The 17978-nt window shown below is 62.4% G+C and carries 21 protein-coding genes; 9 read left to right on the top strand and 12 right to left on the bottom strand.

Annotated elements, in window-relative coordinates:
• Positions 1-69: 69 nt before the first annotated feature.
• Positions 70-834 carry an SDR family NAD(P)-dependent oxidoreductase gene (locus tag ISS99_RS19960; RefSeq protein WP_204633356.1) on the bottom strand — a complete coding sequence of 255 codons (765 nt, stop codon included), beginning with the start codon at positions 832-834 and terminating at the stop codon, positions 70-72.
• A gap of 132 nt (positions 835-966) precedes the next feature.
• Between ISS99_RS19960 and ISS99_RS19955 the strand changes: the two genes are divergently transcribed.
• Complete coding sequence (locus ISS99_RS19955; protein ID WP_204633355.1) at positions 967-1869, top strand: LysR family transcriptional regulator; 903 nt, start codon at positions 967-969, stop codon at positions 1867-1869.
• A gap of 123 nt (positions 1870-1992) precedes the next feature.
• Positions 1993-3447 (top strand): alkaline phosphatase family protein, encoded by a 1455-nt coding sequence (locus ISS99_RS19950; protein ID WP_204633354.1) that lies wholly within the window; start codon positions 1993-1995, stop codon positions 3445-3447.
• A 58-nt stretch (positions 3448-3505) separates the two neighbouring features.
• Here the strand turns inward: ISS99_RS19950 and ISS99_RS19945 are convergent, their stop codons facing one another.
• Entirely contained in the window at positions 3506-4240 is a 735-nt protein-coding gene (locus tag ISS99_RS19945) for a 2OG-Fe dioxygenase family protein (protein WP_204633353.1), read from the bottom strand.
• A gap of 98 nt (positions 4241-4338) precedes the next feature.
• On the opposite strand from ISS99_RS19945, the gene ISS99_RS19940 reads away from it, so the two are divergent.
• On the top strand, positions 4339-4938 hold the full coding sequence (locus tag ISS99_RS19940; RefSeq protein WP_204633352.1) for a class I SAM-dependent methyltransferase: 600 nt from the start codon (positions 4339-4341) through the stop codon (positions 4936-4938).
• A gap of 42 nt (positions 4939-4980) precedes the next feature.
• On the opposite strand, the gene ISS99_RS19935 is transcribed toward ISS99_RS19940, so the two are convergent.
• The 6 genes from ISS99_RS19935 to ISS99_RS19910 all read right to left on the bottom strand — a co-directional run bounded on the left by ISS99_RS19935 (position 4981) and on the right by ISS99_RS19910 (position 9527).
• Positions 4981-5382 (bottom strand): ExbD/TolR family protein, encoded by a 402-nt coding sequence (locus tag ISS99_RS19935; RefSeq protein WP_204633351.1) that lies wholly within the window; start codon positions 5380-5382, stop codon positions 4981-4983.
• 70 nt (positions 5383-5452) lie between these two features.
• On the bottom strand, positions 5453-6349 hold the full coding sequence (locus tag ISS99_RS19930) for an alpha/beta fold hydrolase (protein ID WP_204633350.1): 897 nt from the start codon (positions 6347-6349) through the stop codon (positions 5453-5455).
• Between the two features lie 177 nt (positions 6350-6526).
• Positions 6527-7069, bottom strand: coding sequence for a Spy/CpxP family protein refolding chaperone (locus ISS99_RS19925; protein WP_204633349.1), 543 nt, complete (start codon positions 7067-7069; stop codon positions 6527-6529).
• Positions 7070-7148: 79 nt separating this feature from the next.
• Complete coding sequence (locus ISS99_RS19920; protein WP_204633348.1) at positions 7149-7517, bottom strand: hypothetical protein; 369 nt, start codon at positions 7515-7517, stop codon at positions 7149-7151.
• A 304-nt stretch (positions 7518-7821) separates the two neighbouring features.
• A complete protein-coding gene (locus tag ISS99_RS19915; RefSeq protein ID WP_204633347.1) occupies positions 7822-8934 on the bottom strand; it encodes a calcium:cation antiporter in 1113 nt (370 codons plus the stop codon).
• A gap of 134 nt (positions 8935-9068) precedes the next feature.
• A complete protein-coding gene (locus tag ISS99_RS19910) occupies positions 9069-9527 on the bottom strand; it encodes a carboxymuconolactone decarboxylase family protein (RefSeq protein WP_204633346.1) in 459 nt (152 codons plus the stop codon).
• Positions 9528-9604: 77 nt separating this feature from the next.
• Here ISS99_RS19910 and ISS99_RS19905 point away from each other — a divergent pair, with 77 nt between their 5' ends.
• Positions 9605-10510, top strand: a complete 906-nt coding sequence (locus ISS99_RS19905) for a sigma-70 family RNA polymerase sigma factor (RefSeq protein ID WP_204633345.1) — start codon at positions 9605-9607, stop codon at positions 10508-10510.
• A gap of 68 nt (positions 10511-10578) precedes the next feature.
• Here ISS99_RS19905 and ISS99_RS19900 read toward each other — a convergent pair whose 3' ends face one another.
• Together ISS99_RS19900 and ISS99_RS19895 are read right to left on the bottom strand one after the other, a co-directional pair.
• Complete coding sequence (locus ISS99_RS19900; protein WP_239538221.1) at positions 10579-10893, bottom strand: ArsR/SmtB family transcription factor; 315 nt, start codon at positions 10891-10893, stop codon at positions 10579-10581.
• Between the two features lie 22 nt (positions 10894-10915).
• Positions 10916-11377, bottom strand: coding sequence for an SRPBCC family protein (locus ISS99_RS19895; protein ID WP_204633343.1), 462 nt, complete (start codon positions 11375-11377; stop codon positions 10916-10918).
• A 199-nt stretch (positions 11378-11576) separates the two neighbouring features.
• Between ISS99_RS19895 and ISS99_RS19890 the strand changes: the two genes are divergently transcribed.
• The 3 genes from ISS99_RS19890 (at position 11577) to ISS99_RS19880 (ending at position 14157) form a co-directional block, all read left to right on the top strand.
• Complete coding sequence (locus ISS99_RS19890; RefSeq protein WP_425490487.1) at positions 11577-12857, top strand: MFS transporter; 1281 nt, start codon at positions 11577-11579, stop codon at positions 12855-12857.
• Between the two features lie 34 nt (positions 12858-12891).
• Positions 12892-13326, top strand: a complete 435-nt coding sequence (locus ISS99_RS19885) for an NlpC/P60 family protein (protein WP_204633341.1) — start codon at positions 12892-12894, stop codon at positions 13324-13326.
• Positions 13327-13422: 96 nt separating this feature from the next.
• Positions 13423-14157, top strand: coding sequence for a 2OG-Fe(II) oxygenase (locus ISS99_RS19880; protein WP_204633340.1), 735 nt, complete (start codon positions 13423-13425; stop codon positions 14155-14157).
• Between the two features lie 38 nt (positions 14158-14195).
• Here the strand turns inward: ISS99_RS19880 and ISS99_RS19875 are convergent, their stop codons facing one another.
• Entirely contained in the window at positions 14196-14885 is a 690-nt protein-coding gene (locus ISS99_RS19875) for a restriction endonuclease (RefSeq protein ID WP_204633339.1), read from the bottom strand.
• Between the two features lie 296 nt (positions 14886-15181).
• On the opposite strand from ISS99_RS19875, the gene ISS99_RS19870 reads away from it, so the two are divergent.
• Together ISS99_RS19870 and ISS99_RS19865 are read left to right on the top strand one after the other, a co-directional pair.
• Complete coding sequence (locus ISS99_RS19870) at positions 15182-15553, top strand: hypothetical protein (RefSeq protein WP_204633338.1); 372 nt, start codon at positions 15182-15184, stop codon at positions 15551-15553.
• Positions 15554-15804: 251 nt separating this feature from the next.
• Positions 15805-16179 carry a hypothetical protein gene (locus ISS99_RS19865; RefSeq protein ID WP_204633337.1) on the top strand — a complete coding sequence of 125 codons (375 nt, stop codon included), beginning with the start codon at positions 15805-15807 and terminating at the stop codon, positions 16177-16179.
• A gap of 22 nt (positions 16180-16201) precedes the next feature.
• Here the strand turns inward: ISS99_RS19865 and ISS99_RS19860 are convergent, their stop codons facing one another.
• Complete coding sequence (locus ISS99_RS19860) at positions 16202-17977, bottom strand: GGDEF domain-containing protein (protein WP_204633336.1); 1776 nt, start codon at positions 17975-17977, stop codon at positions 16202-16204.
• Position 17978 lies beyond the last annotated feature (1 nt).

Raw genomic sequence — 17978 nt, 5'->3', positions numbered from 1 at the left:
GACTCCCCGAACGATGTCAGACCGCAAAGGTACACCGTTCGGAGAGTAGTGCGCAGGTGCTAAAAGGCCCTAGATGAACATGCCGCCCGATGCTTCGATGCGTTGCCCGTTGATCCAGCCGCTTTCGTTCGACAGCAGCGCGACCACGGCGCCGCCGATATCGTCCGGCAGGCCTACGCGGCCCAATGCGGTTTGCGATGCGACGAAGGCGTTCACGTCGGCGTTGTCGCGCACCACGCCGCCGCCGAAGTCGGTTTCGATGGCGCCGGGTGCCAAGGTGTTCACTGCGATGCGGCGCGCACCAAGTTCCTTGGCGAGATAGCGGGTGAGCACTTCGATCGCGCCTTTCATTGCGGCGTAGGCCGAATAGCCGGGCAGTGCAAAGCGCGCCAGGCCACTGGAGATGTTGAGGATGCGGCCGCCGTCGGCGATCAGGGGCAGCAGTGCCTGGGTCAGGAAGAACGTACCCTTCAAATGCACACTCACCAGTTCGTCGAACTGTGCCTCGGAGGTTTCGGCGAAGCTGGCGTGAACGCCGATGCCGGCGTTGTTCACCAGGTAATCGAACTGGCTGCGCTGCCATTGATCGTTGAGCGCAGCACGCAATTGCCCGGCAAAGGCGGCGAAGGTGGATGCCTTGCCGACATCCAGTTGCAAGGCGACGGCACGGCGGCCCTGTTGCTGGATGGCGGCGACGACCGCGTCGGCTTCGGCCTTGTTGGAGCGGTAGGTCAGCACCACGTCGGTGCCGTGGCTGGCCAGGGCCAGGGCCATGCTGCGGCCCAGTCCGCGGCTGCCGCCGGTAATCAGGGCGATCGGGGTTTGCGTGCTCATGGGTATCTCCGGCTAGTGGGAAGGTGAACCAACGGCGCCCAGCATATTGATCTGTACTCGGCGCATAAATGGTCGGATCATGAGTTGTGTGTTCGTCTATTACGAACAATTGAGGCCCGACTGGAGAAGCTCATGAACCGGATCGAAGCCATGCACATCTTCGTGCGGGTCGCGGAACTGGCCAGTTTCACCAAGGCCGCCGATCACCTCGGGTTGCCCAAGGCTAGCGCTTCGACTGCCGTGCAGCAGTTGGAGGCGCAGTTGGGTACGCAATTGCTCCATCGCACCACGCGCAAGGTGCAGATGACCCAGGACGGCCTGCGCTTTTACGAGCGCTGCAAAGACCTGCTGGCCGATATGGACGAGCTGGCCGGCATGTTCCAGCAAGCCCCGCAGTCGATCAGCGGTCGCTTGCGCGTCGACATGAACGGCAGCATCGCCCGGCGCGTTATTCCGCGGTTGCCGCAATTTTTGCGCGAACATCCGCAGCTGCAGGTGGAATTGAGTTGCACGGATCGCCGCGTCGACGTGGTGGGCGAGGGTTTCGATTGCGTCCTGCGCGTGGGGAATCTGGAAGATTCCAGCCTGGTCGTTCGGCCGCTGGGGCAATTTCCGATCATCAACTGCGCCAGCCCGGCTTACCTGGAAGAACACGGCGTGCCACGCGAACTCGACGATTTGGTGCAGCACAGGCTGATCCACTATGTACCCACATTGGGGCGGCGCTCGCCGGGTTTCGAGTATCTGGAAGGGACGCAGTGCCGCTACGTACCGATGCAAGGTGTGCTGACGGTCAACAGCATCGATGCCTACCAGGAAGGTTGCCTCGCCGGGATGGGCATCATCCAGGCGCCCAGGGCGGGACTGGTGCATCTGCTGGAGCAAGGTCGCCTGGTTGAAGTGTTGCCGCAGTACCGAGCGGAACCGATGCCGGTGTCGCTGCTTTATGCGCAACGGCGCAATCTTTCGGCGCGCGTGCACATTTTCATGGAGTGGTTGAAGGACGTGATGGCACCATACCTGGATCCGGTGTGAGCCTGCCGACCGCATTGCTCCAAACGGTCACAATCGCGCATTACTTTCGTCGCATGAATCGCGACGACGCTGGCTGAACATCCGTTGTGGCGAAATGCGTCGTCTTCCATTGCGAGGTGCTCCATGTCTGCTGCTCCTGCGAATTCGCTGTCGTCGATCAACCACATCGTCGTGCTGATGCTGGAAAACCGCTCCTTCGATCACATGCTGGGTTTTCTGTACGCCGATGCCGGCAATGTCTCGCCGGCCGGGCAGCCCTTCGAAGGCTTGAAAGGCACGGAGACCAATCCCGGTACCGGCGGTACCGATCCGGTAGCCGTGTTCAAGATCCAGCCGGCGACTGCGAGCACGTACTACATGCCGGGTGCCGACCCGGGCGAAGGCTACACCGCTACCAACTCGCAGCTGTTCGGCAGCAATACGGCGCCGACGCCGCCGGTGGCGACCAACCAGGGTTTCGTCACCAATTTTGCCTATACGCTAGGTTGGGAGGCGAAGGAAAACTACACGATCCTCGCCGGCACCGTCGCCAACGACATCATGGGCATCCACACTCCGGAGACCTTGCCGGTGTTGTCCGCGCTGGCGCGTGGCTTTGCGGTGTGCGACTACTGGTACGGTTCGGCGCCTACCGAAACGCTGCCCAATCGTGCCTTCGTCCATGCGGCCACTTCGCAGGGACACATGGACGACAAGACCAAGACCTTCACCGCGGCGACTATCTACACGTCGCTGACCAAGCAGAACGTCAGCTGGAAAATCTACGGCTACGATGCGGACCCGCTGACGCGCCAAACGTTTACCGACCTGACCGGCCTGGCCGACACTTTCTTTGGCGAGTTCAGCAATTTCCAGAGCGATGCGGCGAGCGGTTCGCTGCCCGCGTATTCGTTCCTCGAACCGAGCTGGGGTTCGACCGGCAACAGCCAGCATCCCAACTATGACGTAGCGCTGGGCGAACAATTTCTGCATGACGTCTATTACGCCCTGCGCAATGGGCCGGCATGGAACCAGACCTTGCTGATCGTGACGTATGACGAGCATGGTGGTTGCTACGATCACGTTCCGCCGCCTTCCGGCGCCACGCCGCCGGACTCCAGCGCGGGCGAATACGGATTCGATTTCACGCGTTTCGGGCCGCGCGTGCCGACCTTGCTGATCTCGCCGCTGATTCCGGCCGGCACGGTGTTTCGCGTACCGCAGGGGTCCGTGCCGTTCGATCACACCTCGGTGCTCAAGACGGTGGAGCAGCGTTGGAGCATTCCGGCCTTGAGCGCACGCGATGCGGCGGCGCCGGATGTGGCGGCGGTGCTGAGCCTTGCCACGGCGCGCACGGACGATCCGTTGAGCGGTGTTGTCGTACCCGTATCGAGCGGCACCAATCCGTCCGCCAATCGGCCTTCGCACTTGCAGGAAGTGTATGCCGACCTGGTATCGCGCCTGCCGGTGCCCGACGCACAACAAGGTACGCACCGGCCCACGCCGAAGCTGGAGACCGGCTACGACTACGATCGCTACATCAAGGAGCGGCTGACGGCCTGGAAAGCCAGCCGCAATAAAGCCAAGCCTGCGAAGTAATCAATGTATGCGGTGAATTGCGCCCTTTCCTGCATCAGCAGGCAAGGGCGCAATTCATTCAAGGCTTGGCGCGAAACGTTACGACCAGTACATCGCGATGCGCCGGTTCCGTGGGAACCAGCGGAGTAACCGGAGTCACACCGTGAAACACCCGCGGGTCGTGGATCAGCGCCGCGTCGAAGGTGTGCGCCAGGGTGAAGTCGCCCAGCGGTTTTCCATCCGGCGTGTGGATGGTGGTGGTGCCGCTGTCGATGTTGTGGCGATCCACCAAAAGCACCAGCACGAAATCCACGCCGTCCCGGTGGCTGCCTTCGGGTGTCGGTTCGCCGGCCGCATCCACGCTGGCCTCGATGCGGAACTGATGCACTTCCACGTGCCAGTCCGCGACGTGGGCTGCCAGCGTGCTGAAGAAGTCGTTGCAGAAGGCGAGAATCGTGTGCAGGCTGCCGCTATTGGCGACGGCCGGATCAATCGGCTCGAACCAGCGCTCGATATCGCCTTGCAGCGCGTTGTACTGCAGCGATTGATAGTGCGCCTGGTGCGGCGCCAGGGCGACGGTCCCGTTTGCCTGGGCTGTGTAGGTAGCGTGCCGCCGCCGGCGAAATCGCCCTTTTGCCGCCAGATAGGGATCGGGGCCCAGATGGTCCCAGCTTTGTGCAAAGTCAGGCCAATCGGCCAGCGTACCCATCGAACTCAGCAGCGGCTGCATGACGTCGGCGGTGACGAAACAGAAACCTTCGCGCCGGACCTCATCGGATAGCTGCGACATCGGCAAAGGGAGCGTAGTAGGCATACGGTATTATAGAAGAGCTTGCCTGCCTTGGGTTCGCTGAACGTGCCTGGGGTAATGACTCTGCTGGCGTACCTCGAACATCGTTGACGAGCGAGACCATGGATCAGGAAACTCTGGGTGCCTACGACCGTGAAGCGAAGCAATTCGCCGATGACTGGCACGAGCAGCCGTCGCCCGACGATTTATACGCACTGCTGCAACGTTATTTTTCACCGGGACTCACCGCCGATGTAGGCTGCGGCTCCGGCCGCGAAGTGGCCTGGCTGCAAGCGAACGGTTTCGATGCCGTAGGCTACGATCCTTCGCTGGGTCTGCTGCAACGAGCGCGCGAGCGCTATCCGGCGCTGCGCTTTGCACAGGCGGCCTTGCCGGAACTGGAAGACGTGCCATCGGGCCAGTTCCGCAACGTATTGTGCGAAACCGTCATCATGCATCTGGAGCCGGTACTGATTGCTCCGGCGGTGCGGCGCCTGCTCGATATCCTCATGCCAGGCGGCACGCTGTTCTTGAGCTGGCGGGTGACCGAGGGAGCGTCCTTGCGCGATGCGCACCGACGACTGTACACCGCGTTCGATCCGGGCCTGGTGCTCGACGCCTGCCTCGGCAACGAGGTGCTCTTGGACGAACGGAACGTCAACCGGTCTTCCGGCAAAGCTGTTCATCGCCTGGTTGTCCGAAAGCCGGCAATGGGTGAATAAAAGCACGCGAGCACCACGTGTCGTGGTGCTCGCGCGATTGTTTCAACGAACGCCCAGCACGTCGATGCGCCCGATGCCTTGCGTCTTGGCACTGGCCAGCACTTTGGCGACGACGTCGTAGGGCACGCCGTCGGCCGCATCGATTTCCAGTGCGGGTTGCGTACCCAGTTTTGCGGTAATGCCGAGCTGGGTGTCGAGTTGATCGATGCTCAGCGGTATGTCGTTCCAGTACATCTGTCCATCGGCCTGAATGCTCAGATGGATGGGCGCGACCCGTTCAGGGGTGGAATGCAGCGAAGGTTGTGGAAGATCCATCGTTGCCTTGTGCGTAACGATGGGGGCGGTGATCATGAAGATGATCAGCAGTACCAATAAAACGTCGACGAGCGGGGTGACATTGATCTGCGCAATGACGTCGTGAGATGCGCGTGCAGAGAAAGCCATGGTCCTTCCTCCCGGGCGAGCGTGCTGATGTCGATGTGAGTGCCCGGCGCAATGGGGGAGCCGGGCGGGATCAGCTTATCGCTACCTGCGCCGGCTGGGCAGGGGGACAACCGTCGAGCAAGGCTCTGGCGATGTCGTCGAAACGATTGCACAAGGTCGACAGGTGGGCTTCGTGAGGGTAGGCGGTCAGCCGCGCCGTTGGGATGTCGGCGAGTGCCGCGCGTACCAGCCGAAGCGGCACGTGGGCGTCCTTCATGCCGTGGAAAACGTGCAAGGGGATGGGGATGTCCTGCACGCGGATGTCGAACGGATGCACGTACAGGCTCACGTCCCAGGCCGGCCCCTTGGCGCCCTGGCGCATCGCCTCGCGCAGTACATAGCCGAGAATTTCGAAGCGGCCGGCGCTTTCGAGCGTGTCGTAGTCGGGCTGGGGCAGAACGCTTTTCATCCTTGCCAGATCCCTGCCTGCGGTTGTCGCGACGTTTTTCAGCAAGAGGCCAAGCAGCGGGGGCGCCCACTTTGCCAGCCGCCAGGCCAGGCGCGTCATCACGTGCAGGCCGGCCAGGTTTTGCGGTTGATCCATGCGCCAGATGCTGGAGACCATGACGGCGCTGTGCAGGCGCTGGGGAATGCGCGCCGCGCAGGCAGCGGCATAAACGCCGCCGCCGGAGTTGCCCAGTACCGAAAATTTTTCCAGCCCGAGGGCATCGGCCATGGCAGCGACGTCGACCGGCCAGGCGGAAAAGCCGCGATGGGTCTGGAAGCTCGAACGCCCCATGCCTGGACGATCGGGGGCGATGATCCGCAGGCCATGACGGATGAAGGCGTCTTCGCCAATCAGCAGCGGTTCCAGGCGCGAGGAAGGCGCGCCATGGAAATAGAGCACCGGGTGACCGTCGGGCAAACCGTATTCGGCATAGGACACGTGCCTGCCGTCGGCAAGCACGACATTGCCTTCGGTTGCCATTGCCACCCTCCGCCGTCGCCTGAGTGAATTGTGCACTCGGCAGATTGACGATTAACAGGGCGAGCGTCGCGATTTGCAGCCGTGCCCGGCCTATCCTGACGTACGCGAACAATCCCTAATGAAAGGGCCGAAGGCTGCGATGCCTTCGGCCTTCTTTACGCAAGACAGCAAAGCGGCTCAGGTGCTGGGTGCGGCTGCTGAGGACGAGGCGCTGGCCGGCTTGCTGCCCTTGCCACCGTGACCGCCGGCGTGCGGACGGGGCGGACGGTTCTTGAACAACTCGTCTGCCGTCTGCTTCTGTTCCGGCGTAAGCACCGCGTACAGCGCACTGAATGCGGACGACAGCTTCTGCATGTTGTCCGCATTGAGCTGGGACAGCTGCGCATAGGACTTCATGGAGTCGTCGGCATTCATGGATTCCATCTTCTGATGGCGATCCTTCAGCGCTTCGCCGGTTTTCTGCGCGTTGTCGTGCATGACCTGGGCATAGGCGCTCCACTGGGTGGATTCGGCATCGGTGATGCCCAGTTCATCGTGCAGGTCGCTGATCTGCTGTTCCACTTCGTCCATGCGGCGCTGCATGTGCGATTTCTTTGCGACAGGCGCGGTGGACGACGATGACGCCGCGGCGGGTGCCGCGCTTTGCGCCATGGCCGTGCCGGCCATCAGCGCGAGCGAGAGTGCGAAGGGGACAGCAGCCTTGCGAAGGAGGTGTTTCATGATGGGAAGCTCCAATTCATGAGTACAGGCCGATAGCGGCCCGAATAAGGCACGAGGTGGCTGGATGCGCGTCAGGCGCTCAGTATCCCGGAGGCGGCGGTGGCGGCGGATAGCCGTTGTTGTAATAGACCACGCCGGGCGGGGGCGGCGGCGGCGGCGCCGAATACACCACGCCCGGAGGCGGCTGGGAAGCGGAAGCGGCGGAATTGGCGATGGCCGCACCGGCCACGACACCAAGCAGTCCGGCCGCAATCGCCACGCCGGCATTGTTGCCACCGCCATGCCGGCGATCCCAGCGGGGCGGCGGCGGTGGCGGCGGCCGATGCCAGCCACGGTCGTCGCGGCGGTAATACTGGGCCTGGGCCGGCAACGTCGAAGCCAAGGTGGCAACGGCGATCGCCGCGACGGCAAGCGGTCGCAGGAGCGGGACGCGAGAGGTGCGAGTCATCACTTAGCCTCCTCAATAGTGCAACGTTTGTCGCATGCCACGGGCCAGTTCCGCGCGTTTGCGAAGATAAAAGTCCACTTGGCGAATCCGGTAGCGGCTATGACGCCTGGCTCACCCTTACCGTTCGCCGTGGGCGGAGTCTATGACAAATCGCGCGTAGCTTTTGTCAGCACAGCATCTTCGTTTGGGGATCGGTTCACGTGTTCGGCGACGCGAATGATTTTCAAATTCGAACGCTGCGATAAAGGGTGTTTCGTGGCGAGTGTGTCTTCCGCGGCTGGCGCGAAAAGCGCGCTAGGGCCAATCAGGGGCTGAACACCAGCACCAGGAACACCACGAACAGCGACAGGTGTACCGCCCCTTCCAGCATCGTGGTGCGCGAGTTGGAGAAGGTGATCGAGCTCAGCAGCAGGGTGGAGACCAACATGACGATGCCGGTGGGTTCCAGGCCCAGCAAAACCGGCCGGCCGGTGTACAGGCTGATGGCCAGTACCGCGGGCACCGTCAGCCCCAGCGTTGAAGTCACCGCGCCCAGGCACAGATTGATGGCGCGGGTAAGCCGGTCGGCCCGGATGGCGATCAGCGCGGAAATGCCTTCCGGCGCGAATACCAGGGTGGCGATGACAATGCCGCCCAATGCCGCCGGCGCACCGGTCTGTGCAATGCCGTAGTCCAGAATTTTCGCCAGGCTCTTGGACAGGATCACGATCGGCAGGATGTTTACCAGCAGCAGCCCGAAGTGAACCAGCAGGGTTTTTTTGTCGATCGCCACCGGGCGGTGATGCGCCATTTCCTTCGGATCGATAGGCTGCGCATCCGGCGCCACGAAATAGCCTTGGTGCCGCCCTGTCTGCAGCCACAGGAACACGCCGTACAGGCCGATGGTCAGCAGGGAAAACATGATCGCCTGGGGCGGCGACAGCGATCCGTCGTGAGTGGACTTGGTGAAGTCCGGCAGCACCAGGGCGATGATGGTCAGCGGGATGATCACCGACAGGTAGGCGGTCGCGCCTTTCAGGTTGTAGGTTTGCTCGTAGTGGCGGATGCCGCCCATCAGCAGTCCCAGCCCGACCACGCCGTTGAGCACGATCATCAGTACCGAATACATCGTGTCGCGCGCCAGCGTGGCGTTGTCGTGCGAGCCCAGCATCACGGCCGAAATCAGCACGACTTCGATCACCACGATGGAGAGCGTGAGGACCAGGGTACCCAGCGGCTCGCCCAGCATGTCGGCCAGGGTTTCGGCTTCGTGTACGACGCCGAAGGCGACATAGACGATGACCAGGAACAGCCACACGAACATGGCGAGTCCTGAGGCGTGGCCGATGCCGGACATCCAGCCCGATCCGAACAGCACGAAGGCGGCGACGGTAAGCCAGCCGATCAGGGGGCGCAACGAAGATTTGAGTATCTGCATTCCGCTCGTTCCTGTTCGCGGCGTCGATGCCTGCCCAGGATATTAAGCGGTAATGTCCTTCGTGGGCGATTGGGCGGGGCGGCCCATCATAAAGACAGTTCCGCCCCGCCAGCACAATCGAAGAAGCACGAAACTCAGGGTTTCCAGCTTCCCGCTACCTGCCGGGTGGCCACGTTGAGGCGGTTCCAGACATTGATATTGGCGATGGCGAGCGTGAGTGCCGCCAGTGCCGGTTCGTCGTAGTGCTTGCAGGTTTCATCCCACAGTTCGTCCGGCACGGGATCGGCACGGTCGCTGATGCGGGTAAGCGCTTCGGTAAGCGCCAGCGCGGCCCGTTCGGCGTCGGTGAAATAGGGTGCTTCCCGCCAAGCCGCCACGGCAAACAGGCGTTCGTCGGTTTCACCGGCCCTCCTGGCCAGGCGCGAATGCGCATCCAGGCATACGCTGCAGCCGTTGATCTGGCTGGCGCGCAACTCGACCAGCATCAGGGTCTTGGCCGGCACGCTGCCCTTGTCGGTGGCAGTCTTCAGCGCCCACAGGGCTTGCATGGCTTCGGGCATGATTTCGGCGGGATTTTTCATACGTGCTTGCATGGGTATTGCCTCCTGGTCACATTGATGAGGTTTGGTACGTCACCGCTATGACGAAACACAAAACGGGAATGTGACCGATGGACGAAAATAAATGGCTGGCTGAGCGCTTCCAGGCCCAACGGGTGCGATTGCAGGCCGTGGCGTACCGCATGCTCGGTTCGCACAGCGAGGCGGAAGACGCCGTGCAGGAAACCTGGCTGCGGCTCAACCGGGCCGACACCAGCGACGTGGAAAATCTGGCGGGATGGCTTACCACCGTGCTTTCGCGGGTATGCCTGGACACGTTGCGTTCGCGTCAATCGCGACGGGAGGAATCGCTGGATCTGGAATTGGCCCATCCGGCCCTCGACGAGCCGGACGGCGGCGACCCTGCGCACGAAGTGCTGCTGGCCGATTCGGTGGGCTCGGCCTTGCTGCTGGTGTTGCAGACATTGTCGCCCGCAGAACGACTTGCGTTTGTCTTGCACGATATGTTTGCGGTGTCGTTCGACGACATTGCGCCGATCATCGATCGCACGCCGGTTGCCGCACGCCAGCTCGCAAGCCGTGCACGCCGCCGCGTTCAAGGCGCGAATGAGGGAAACCAGGCGGATCCCGCACGGCAGCGGGAGGTCGTGGCAGCCTTTCTTTCTGCGTCGCGCAACGGCGATTTTTCCGCATTGCTTGCATTGCTCGATCCGGAGGTCGTGCTGCGCGCGGATGCCTTTACCGTGCAGGCAAGCATCGCCAACCAGGCCAGCGGTGCTCCGCGTCTGTTCCCCGAGACCGTGGGCGCAAAGAACGTGGCGGATACCTTTTCGGGGCGCGCGAAGGCGGCGAGGCTGGTGCTCATCGACGGTCTGCCGGGTGCGGTGTGGGCACCGGGCGGGGAGCCGCGCGTCGCCTTCCGCTTCGCGGTGGATGGAGGAAGGATCACGCAGATCGAGCTGGTTGCCGACCCCGAGCAGATCCGGCACTTCGATCTCACCTGGCTGGAGCATTGAACGCCCATGGCGCCGACGCACCTTGGCGTCGGCGCGATGCGCCATTCAGCGGTGTTGGATCGTACCCGTCAGGAACGTTCCAGCGTGGACTTCAGTCTTGCCAGCGCGCGGTCCCACTGTCCTGCGATGCTTTCCAGTGAGCGCCTTGCTTCGTCCAGGCGACTCGGTTCGAACTCCCACAGGCGTTCGCGACCTTGCTTGAGGTCGCGCACCAGGCCGGCATCGGCGAGCACTTGCAGATGCTTGGTGACGGCCTGTCGCGTGATGTCGGTGCCGTGGGTCAATTGAGCAATGGAAAACGCACCGCCTGCGCAAAGCACGGCGACTAGGCTGAGGCGCGTTTCGTCGCCGAGCGCGGCAAACACCGGCGCGGCTTTCTGCAAGGCTTGGTGTGCGGATCTGGTGTTAGTGCGAGGCAACGTGGTTCTCGATATTCACCATTTGCTGGTCCCAGCCTCCGCTGTTCATGCGGAAGGCTTCGGCGCGCCGTTCGGGAGGAATCCGGTCGAAGCCGGATTCGGTGAGGCGTAGCAGGGTTCCGTCGTGCGTTTCTTCCAGCTCGAAGACCACCAGGGTCGTGGGCTCGTGCGAGTAATCGACGTCCGGATCGATGGCGTAAGGGTGCCAGCGGAATGACAGTAATCGTTCGGGCTCGATGCGATCCATCACCACCCGCCACGTGATGTGCTCATATCCCGGATAGGTGATGGGGCCTTCCACGGGTTCTCCGGCAACGAAGCGCTTGCCTTTGAGCGCAACGCCGAACCAGTCGCCGAAGCTTTCGGCATCGGCCAGTGCGCGCCACACCTTTGTGCGTGGTGCCTTGATGTGGATCTGTCGCTCGATGCGATCGGTGGATGTATTCATGGGCAACCTCCTGGTTGCATATTAGGCCGGGGATTTTCAACGTGCAACCTTTTTGTTGCTCGTTCGCGCGGCGGGCGGGCCGGTGCGCCCGTTTTGCGCGTGCGACCGAATCTGACCGGTCACGTCTCGGGTTGGGTAAAAGCATGCGCCACGGTGCCGCTGCCTCTGGCAGAATCGGTCGACCTTGCCGAGGGAATTCATGGAAATGCGCAATACCGTCACCACACCGGTCAATTCGCCTGGCCGGGTGCTGTTTGCCAGCCTGATCGGAACGACCATCGAGTTTTTCGATTTCTACATCTACGCGACGGCGACGGTGCTGGTGTTCCCCAAGTTGTTCTTTCCAGCGGCGGATCCCGCATCGGCAACGCTGCAATCGTTTGCCACCTTCGCACTGGCCTTCATGGCGCGCCCGATCGGCTCGGCGCTGTTCGGGCATTTCGGCGATCGCATAGGGCGCAAGGCGACCCTGGTCGCAGCCCTGCTCACCATGGGCATCTCGACCGTGGTGATCGGCTTGCTGCCGACTTATGCGCAGATCGGTGTCACGGCGCCACTGCTGCTTTCGCTGTGCCGCCTGGGGCAGGGGCTGGGTCTGGGCGGCGAATGGGGCGGGGCGGTATTGCTGGCAACCGAGAACGCGCCCGAAGGAAAACGGGCCTGGTATGGCATGTTTCCGCAGCTAGGTGCGCCGATCGGCTTCTTTATCGCCACCGGCCTGTTTCTGTGGATCAACGAAGTGATGAGCGACGCGAGTTTCTTCGCGTGGGGATGGCGCATACCGTTCCTGGCCAGTTCCGTGCTGGTGCTGGTCGGTCTGTGGATGCGCCTGAAACTCACCGAAACACCGGCTTTCGCCCGGGCCATGGCCCAGCACGAGCGGGTCAAGGTGCCGATGCTCAACGTGCTGGCGCAGCATCCGCGCGAGCTCGTCGCCGGCATGTTCGCGGCGCTGGCCACCTTCGTGATTTTCTATCTCATGACGGTGTTCGCGCTGAGCTGGGCCACCTCCAAGCTTGCTTATTCGCGCGACGCGTTCCTGCTCGTGCAGATGGTCGGCGTGCTGTTCTTTGCCGCTTTCATTCCGCTTTCCGCCGTGTTGGCGGATCGCCGCGGCAACCGTTTCACGATGTTGCTGGCGACCGTGTTGATCTTCATCTTCGGCGTGGCCTACGCTCCGCTGTTCGCCCACAACGGCATGTTGTTCATGGTGCTGGGCATGTGCGTGGTGGGCATCACCTACGGCCCGCTGGGGACGATCCTGGCCGAGATGTTTCCCACTGCCGTGCGCTATACCGGGGCATCGCTGGCGTTCAACCTGGCGGGCATTTTCGGCGCTTCGCTGGCGCCCTATCTCGCTACCTGGCTGGCCAAAACCTACGGGCTTGCCTACGTCGGGTATTACCTGTCGGCTGCGGCCGTGTTGAGCATGCTGGCGCTGATAGCCAAGCCGCGTAGCGCCCAAAGCGTGGCTTCGTGAAAAGCGGGCATCCAGCCGCCAGGGCCGGTCGTGCATGAGTACGGCCGCCGACTTGCCGGCGTGGATGCCGGTTGCCATGGCGGAGCGTGGCGTGAAGCGCCTGGGGCCTGGCGAAAGCCATCCGCGCATCGTCGAATACAACGGCTGCACCAACCTGATCGGCTATGACGACAAAATTTCCTGGTGCTCGTCGTTTATCAACTGGTGTTTCAATCGCGTGGGAGTGACGGGGACGGGCTCTGCATTGGCCCGCTCCTGGCTCGACTGGGGCGTGGCGATCGATCGGCCAGTTTACGGTTGTGTCGCGGTGCTGCGGCGCGAAGAGGCAGACAGCTGGAAAGGCCATGTCGGTTTTTATCTCCGCCACGATGCCGAGTTCATCTATCTGTTCGGCGGCAATCAGCTGGACGAGGTGCGCGAGCTTGCGTATCCGCTCGACCTGGTGCTCGCCTATCGCTGGCCTGCATAGCCGAGCGTCCGCTGCCGGACAAGAAACGGAGTGCGCCCTTGCCCGCGGGAGACTAACCTGCATGGCCGTGCCATCGCAGTAACGTAGAGAGCGTGCATGAAAACGTTTGAAGAACCTGGCGCCCAGCATTTGGGCGATCCGCTTTCCGTGCTGGATTGGCCATTGATCGAGCGCGAACTCGATGATGTCGGCGCCACCACGGTTCGCGGTTTGCTCAGTGCGCAGGAGTGCCGGTTGATGGCGGAACTTTATCCCCGCGACGCGCATTTCAGGAGTCGCGTGGTGATGGGTCGGCACGGTTTCGGCCGTGGCGAATACAAATACTTCAGCTATCCATTGCCGCCACTGATTCAACGGCTGAGAGCCGACCTGTACCCCAGGCTTGCGTCGATCGCCAATCGATGGAATGAAGCGATGGCGATCGAAACGCGCTACCCGGAAGTACATGCCGACTACCTGCAGCGTTGCCACGCCGCCGGACAGATGCGTCCTACGCCGTTGCTGCTGCAATACGCGACTGGCGACTACAACTGCCTGCATCAAGACCTTTACGGCGAGCAGGTTTTTCCGTTGCAAGTAGCCATTTTGCTCTCGCGCCCCGGCGAGGATTTTTGCGGCGGCGAATTCGTGCTCACTGAACAACGCCCGCGCATGCAGTCTCGGCCGGAGGTCGTTTCGTTGCAGCAAGGCGATGCCGTCGTTTTTGCAGTACATCATCGGCCCGTGCGCGGGGCGCACGGCATTTATCGGGTCAACATGCGGCATGGAGTGAGCCGCATCCGTTCCGGCCACCGGCATACGCTGGGCATCATTTTCCACGACGCCACCTGATATAAAAAAGCCGCACTGGGTGCGCGGCTTTTCGACGTCTAGGGATGTGCCGCCGTTCGCGGGCGATGATGCATGGGCGGCGGAGATGCCGGTGCGCGGAAAGGCACCACGCCGGGGTCGGGCGGCAATTGCGCGTCGCTCAGCATGGCCAGCAGCGTTTCGCCGTAGATCAGTTCGAACGGCTTGCCGGCCACGAACTTCCATGCATCCTCGGTGTAGTCGCCGCAGGCGACGATCTTTACCGACGAAGCGCCGTGGTATTTCATCAGGCTGAACATTTCGCGGACGTCTTTCACGTCGACGTTGCGATTGCGCCAATGCCTGCACTGCACCAGCGTAACCAGGCCGTGTTTGTGCACGATCAGGTCCAGGCCGTTGTCCACGTCGCCTTGCGCCAGCGGTTCGCCCACGAGCTGCTCGACGGCATAGCCGCGGTAACGGAATGCCTGCGCGACTTTGTCTTCGAAGGTTCTCCAGCCCAGATGGTACAGCGCGGTCAATTGATCGCGGATGATCAGTCGGTGCATGCGTTGGCGATGGCCCATGCAGCAGAGCAGGGCGCAAGTCCAACAGGCAAACAGCACCAGCCACGTGATCGTCGCGTGGACGGCTGTGTGCGCGCCCGAGCCATAGCGAATGCCGATATAGGCACTCAGGCCGAACAAGGTGCCGGCAGGCCAATGCACCAAGATCAGTTGCTCGATGCGATGTGTTCCGTGCTTCGCCATCAACTCCCCCGAGCTGTGAACGCTGCTTCTGAACCGTGTGGTTGACCTTAGCGCGGAAGATTCGGGAGTTCAGCGTGCAATGCGGCATACGGTCGCAGCGCGATTACGCCGCAGTTTATGCACGAAGAGCCAGGCGAAATGACGATTATTGGTGCGATGCGGCGAGTCTTAACGCAGGTAGTATGGCTTTGGACCCGTACGATCCCGGGCTGAGATGCCGGGTGTATACAAGGCCTTAACGTACGTGGATTTACTCCATAACCGAATTCCCCACCCCGTTTTCGGAAGAGACGACCATGACCCACAGGCCTCAAACCCGGGTTTCCTCGGTACGCGTCGACTGGAGCGATCCAGAATTGGCGTCGTTGCTCAACCGCAGCGAGGGCTGGAAGCTCGACAACCGCGGCGGCTTTACCCCGCAAGAAGTGCAGGTGTACCTCGGCTGGAGCGGTAGCGTAGGCCGACCCGCGACGTTGGTGTGGGAGCGAGACAAATCCGTGGTGCTGGAGACGGTTTTTCCGTTGAGCAAGGGAGAACAGGTGCGCGTGGACAAGCACCTGGGCGAGAGCATCCGCACCTTGTGGGGTGTGGTGGTGGAGGGGCGCGAGGGGTATCGGGAAGAGGACCGCAGGCGGGGCATTCACCTTTACTGGTTGCAGGTGCGCTAGGTCTGATGGCTCCCGTGGGGCGTATTGCGGATCGCGCTAAAGAAAGTCGGCGAGCTGTCGATAAAACGTGAAAGCGCGGCAGCTGTCCAACCGTTCTCGATCTTGCCCCGTCGTGGTCCCCCGGCCAGGACGCGGCAGATCGGCTTGATGCGCCCATGCAGACAACCGCGTGGGTCGGCTAAGGATCGTACGGCGATGTTGCGTGCGACGGACGGCGCAGCGACGTCAGCGTGACCTGGAAGTATTCCTGCATGAGCCATTTCAAGCCCAATTCGAAGTTTTCAAACAATCAGGTGGACTGGAGCGATCCGCGCCTGGATTCCCTGTTGCGCAAGACCGAAGGCTGGACGCTTGATAACCGCGGCGGATTCGCCGCCACGCCGGTCCAGATCCACGTCGGCTGGGGCGCCAATAGCGTGCGCCATGCGGTGCTCGTTTGGGAAAACGATCAGGTGATGGTGCTGGAAACGCGCTTCCTCATTCCTCAAGGCGAGCACGTTCGCGTCGACCGGGCCTTCGGCCAGACCGTGCGCACGGTGTGGGGAGTGGTCGCCGAAGGGCGCGAGGGCTTCCGAGAGGACGATCGGCTCAACGGGGTCTACGTGCACTGGCTGCACGCGTGCTGAGCTGATCAACGCCGGCCTCCGGTTACGGCGTTTCCCCTGCCAGAAGATAGAAGCCGACCTGCGCACGCTTGGCATGGCGCTTGGCGCGTGCGGCCAACGTCGCCAAGGTTTCCGGATGTCCGGGGAAGGGCGGCGTCACGCGTACCGCGCCGATCGCCACCGTGGTGAGCGGAAAGAACTGGGTGTTGCCGTGGCGGTCTTCGCCGACGATGCCTCCTCGGGCAATGTCTTCCTCGGCGAACAGGTTTTGTGCGCGTTGATTGAACTGCGCCACGGCTTGCCGGCAGCGCTCTTCCCAGTCCTGGCTCTGCAGCACCAGCAGAAAATCGTCGCCGCCGATGTGGCCGACGAAATCGGAACGCGGATTGATCTGCGAGGTAAGAATGCCGGCCAGCAGGCGGATCATTTCGTCGCCGCGGAAATAGCCGTACTGATCGTTGAACGGCTTGAAGTGATTGAGATCCACGTAAGCGACGGTGAAAGGAATTTCGGCGCGCAGCAAGCGGGCGACGTGTTCGGTTACCGGGATATTGCCAGGCAGGAAGGTCAGCGGATTGGCGTAGCGAGCGGCTTCGATGCGCAGTTCGGTGACGCGGCGGACCAGCGATTCGCCGGTGCCCAGGCCCAGATAGCGTCCTTCGCGGACGATGACGAAGCCGTCGCTGAGGTAGCGTTGGTCTTGTCCGCGCAGGATATCGGCCATGCTTTCCAGGGATTGCCGCACGTCGCACAGCAAAGGGGCTTCGTGCATGAACGCCGTGCAGCTTTTGCGGCCGTACAGTTCGCGCGTATAGGGCTGGGCCATGCGTTCGCTGAACAGGCGGCGGTTGATGATGCCGATCGGTCGGTCGTCTTCCACGACCGCCAGCGCATGCAGTTGCGGCAGGCGCGCAAACATTGCGATCACTTCGTTGTTGCTGTCCTGTGCGCACAGCGCCGGTGCGTCGATGACCAGGTGTCCCAGGTGCATGGGCCGCTGCGTTACCGGTCCGCGCAGGCATGGCAATACGGTAATGGAAGGTCGGTTCAACAGTGTGGTGACCGTTTCGCTGATCCTTTCGCAGACCTGCGGCGAGGGATGGCCGAGCAGAAAACCCTGTGCAAACGAGATGCCCAGCTCGCGCAGCACGTGCAGGTCGTCGACATCTTCCACACCTTCGCCGACCAGATCGGCGCCCAGGGTCTCCGCCACCTGGCACAAGGCGCGCACGATCGCCAGGCGTTCGGCGCTCTTGGCCAGGCCATGAATCAGGTAACGGTCGATCTTCACCACTTCCGGATGGATTTCGTTCCACATTTCGAAATTGGAGTGGCCGTTGCCGAAATCGTCCAGGGCGAAACGCACGCCACGGGCGCGCAGGTAACCCAGTTTGTGAGCGAGGCGAGCCGGTTCGTCGACGATGTCGCGTTCGGTCAGTTCGATGGTGATGCGGCTCAGGTCCATGCCGCCGCTGCTCAAGGCGGCAATCAGGTCGTCCGGCCTTACCGATTCCTGCATGAAGGCCTGGGCACTGAGGTTCACCAGCAGGCGCCCGGAAGTCTGCTGTGCCCCGAAGGCGTTGCACACGGTGCGCGCGGCGGCCAGTTCGAATTCGCCCAGGCGGCCTTCGACCCGGGCCAGATTGAGCAGTTCCGGTGTGCTGATGCCGCCCAGGTGTTCATCGGGACGCGTGAGTCCTTCGTGCGCGACCACCTCCATGGTGTCCAGCCGTACCAGCGGCTGAAAAACGGCGCGCAAGCCTTTCTGCGCTCGATCGAGCAGCGACGTGAGCCGGGCATTGTCACGGGCAAGGATCATG

The sequence above is a fragment of the Dyella mobilis genome, assembly GCF_016904945.1.
GTDB classification, from domain to species: Bacteria; Pseudomonadota; Gammaproteobacteria; order Xanthomonadales; family Rhodanobacteraceae; genus Dyella_B; species Dyella_B mobilis.
This window is presented reverse-complemented; position numbering and strand designations above follow the sequence as displayed.

What these genes read in the sequence shown, in the direction of transcription:
- ISS99_RS19960 (WP_204633356.1), bottom strand. Translation starts at nt 834, where the DNA reads ATGAGCACGCAAACCCCGATCGCCCTGATTACCGGCGGCAGCCGCGGA.
- ISS99_RS19955 (WP_204633355.1), top strand. Translation starts at nt 967, where the DNA reads ATGAACCGGATCGAAGCCATGCACATCTTCGTGCGGGTCGCGGAACTG.
- ISS99_RS19950 (WP_204633354.1), top strand. Translation starts at nt 1,993, where the DNA reads ATGTCTGCTGCTCCTGCGAATTCGCTGTCGTCGATCAACCACATCGTC.
- ISS99_RS19945 (WP_204633353.1), bottom strand. Translation starts at nt 4,240, where the DNA reads ATGCCTACTACGCTCCCTTTGCCGATGTCGCAGCTATCCGATGAGGTC.
- ISS99_RS19940 (WP_204633352.1), top strand. Translation starts at nt 4,339, where the DNA reads ATGGATCAGGAAACTCTGGGTGCCTACGACCGTGAAGCGAAGCAATTC.
- ISS99_RS19935 (WP_204633351.1), bottom strand. Translation starts at nt 5,382, where the DNA reads ATGGCTTTCTCTGCACGCGCATCTCACGACGTCATTGCGCAGATCAAT.
- ISS99_RS19930 (WP_204633350.1), bottom strand. Translation starts at nt 6,349, where the DNA reads ATGGCAACCGAAGGCAATGTCGTGCTTGCCGACGGCAGGCACGTGTCC.
- ISS99_RS19925 (WP_204633349.1), bottom strand. Translation starts at nt 7,069, where the DNA reads ATGAAACACCTCCTTCGCAAGGCTGCTGTCCCCTTCGCACTCTCGCTC.
- ISS99_RS19920 (WP_204633348.1), bottom strand. Translation starts at nt 7,517, where the DNA reads ATGACTCGCACCTCTCGCGTCCCGCTCCTGCGACCGCTTGCCGTCGCG.
- ISS99_RS19915 (WP_204633347.1), bottom strand. Translation starts at nt 8,934, where the DNA reads ATGCAGATACTCAAATCTTCGTTGCGCCCCCTGATCGGCTGGCTTACC.
- ISS99_RS19910 (WP_204633346.1), bottom strand. Translation starts at nt 9,527, where the DNA reads ATGCAAGCACGTATGAAAAATCCCGCCGAAATCATGCCCGAAGCCATG.
- ISS99_RS19905 (WP_204633345.1), top strand. Translation starts at nt 9,605, where the DNA reads ATGGACGAAAATAAATGGCTGGCTGAGCGCTTCCAGGCCCAACGGGTG.
- ISS99_RS19895 (WP_204633343.1), bottom strand. Translation starts at nt 11,377, where the DNA reads ATGAATACATCCACCGATCGCATCGAGCGACAGATCCACATCAAGGCA.
- ISS99_RS19890 (WP_425490487.1), top strand. Translation starts at nt 11,577, where the DNA reads ATGGAAATGCGCAATACCGTCACCACACCGGTCAATTCGCCTGGCCGG.
- ISS99_RS19885 (WP_204633341.1), top strand. Translation starts at nt 12,892, where the DNA reads ATGAGTACGGCCGCCGACTTGCCGGCGTGGATGCCGGTTGCCATGGCG.
- ISS99_RS19880 (WP_204633340.1), top strand. Translation starts at nt 13,423, where the DNA reads ATGAAAACGTTTGAAGAACCTGGCGCCCAGCATTTGGGCGATCCGCTT.
- ISS99_RS19875 (WP_204633339.1), bottom strand. Translation starts at nt 14,885, where the DNA reads ATGGCGAAGCACGGAACACATCGCATCGAGCAACTGATCTTGGTGCAT.
- ISS99_RS19870 (WP_204633338.1), top strand. Translation starts at nt 15,182, where the DNA reads ATGACCCACAGGCCTCAAACCCGGGTTTCCTCGGTACGCGTCGACTGG.
- ISS99_RS19865 (WP_204633337.1), top strand. Translation starts at nt 15,805, where the DNA reads ATGAGCCATTTCAAGCCCAATTCGAAGTTTTCAAACAATCAGGTGGAC.
- ISS99_RS19860 (WP_204633336.1), bottom strand. Translation starts at nt 17,977, where the DNA reads ATGATCCTTGCCCGTGACAATGCCCGGCTCACGTCGCTGCTCGATCGA.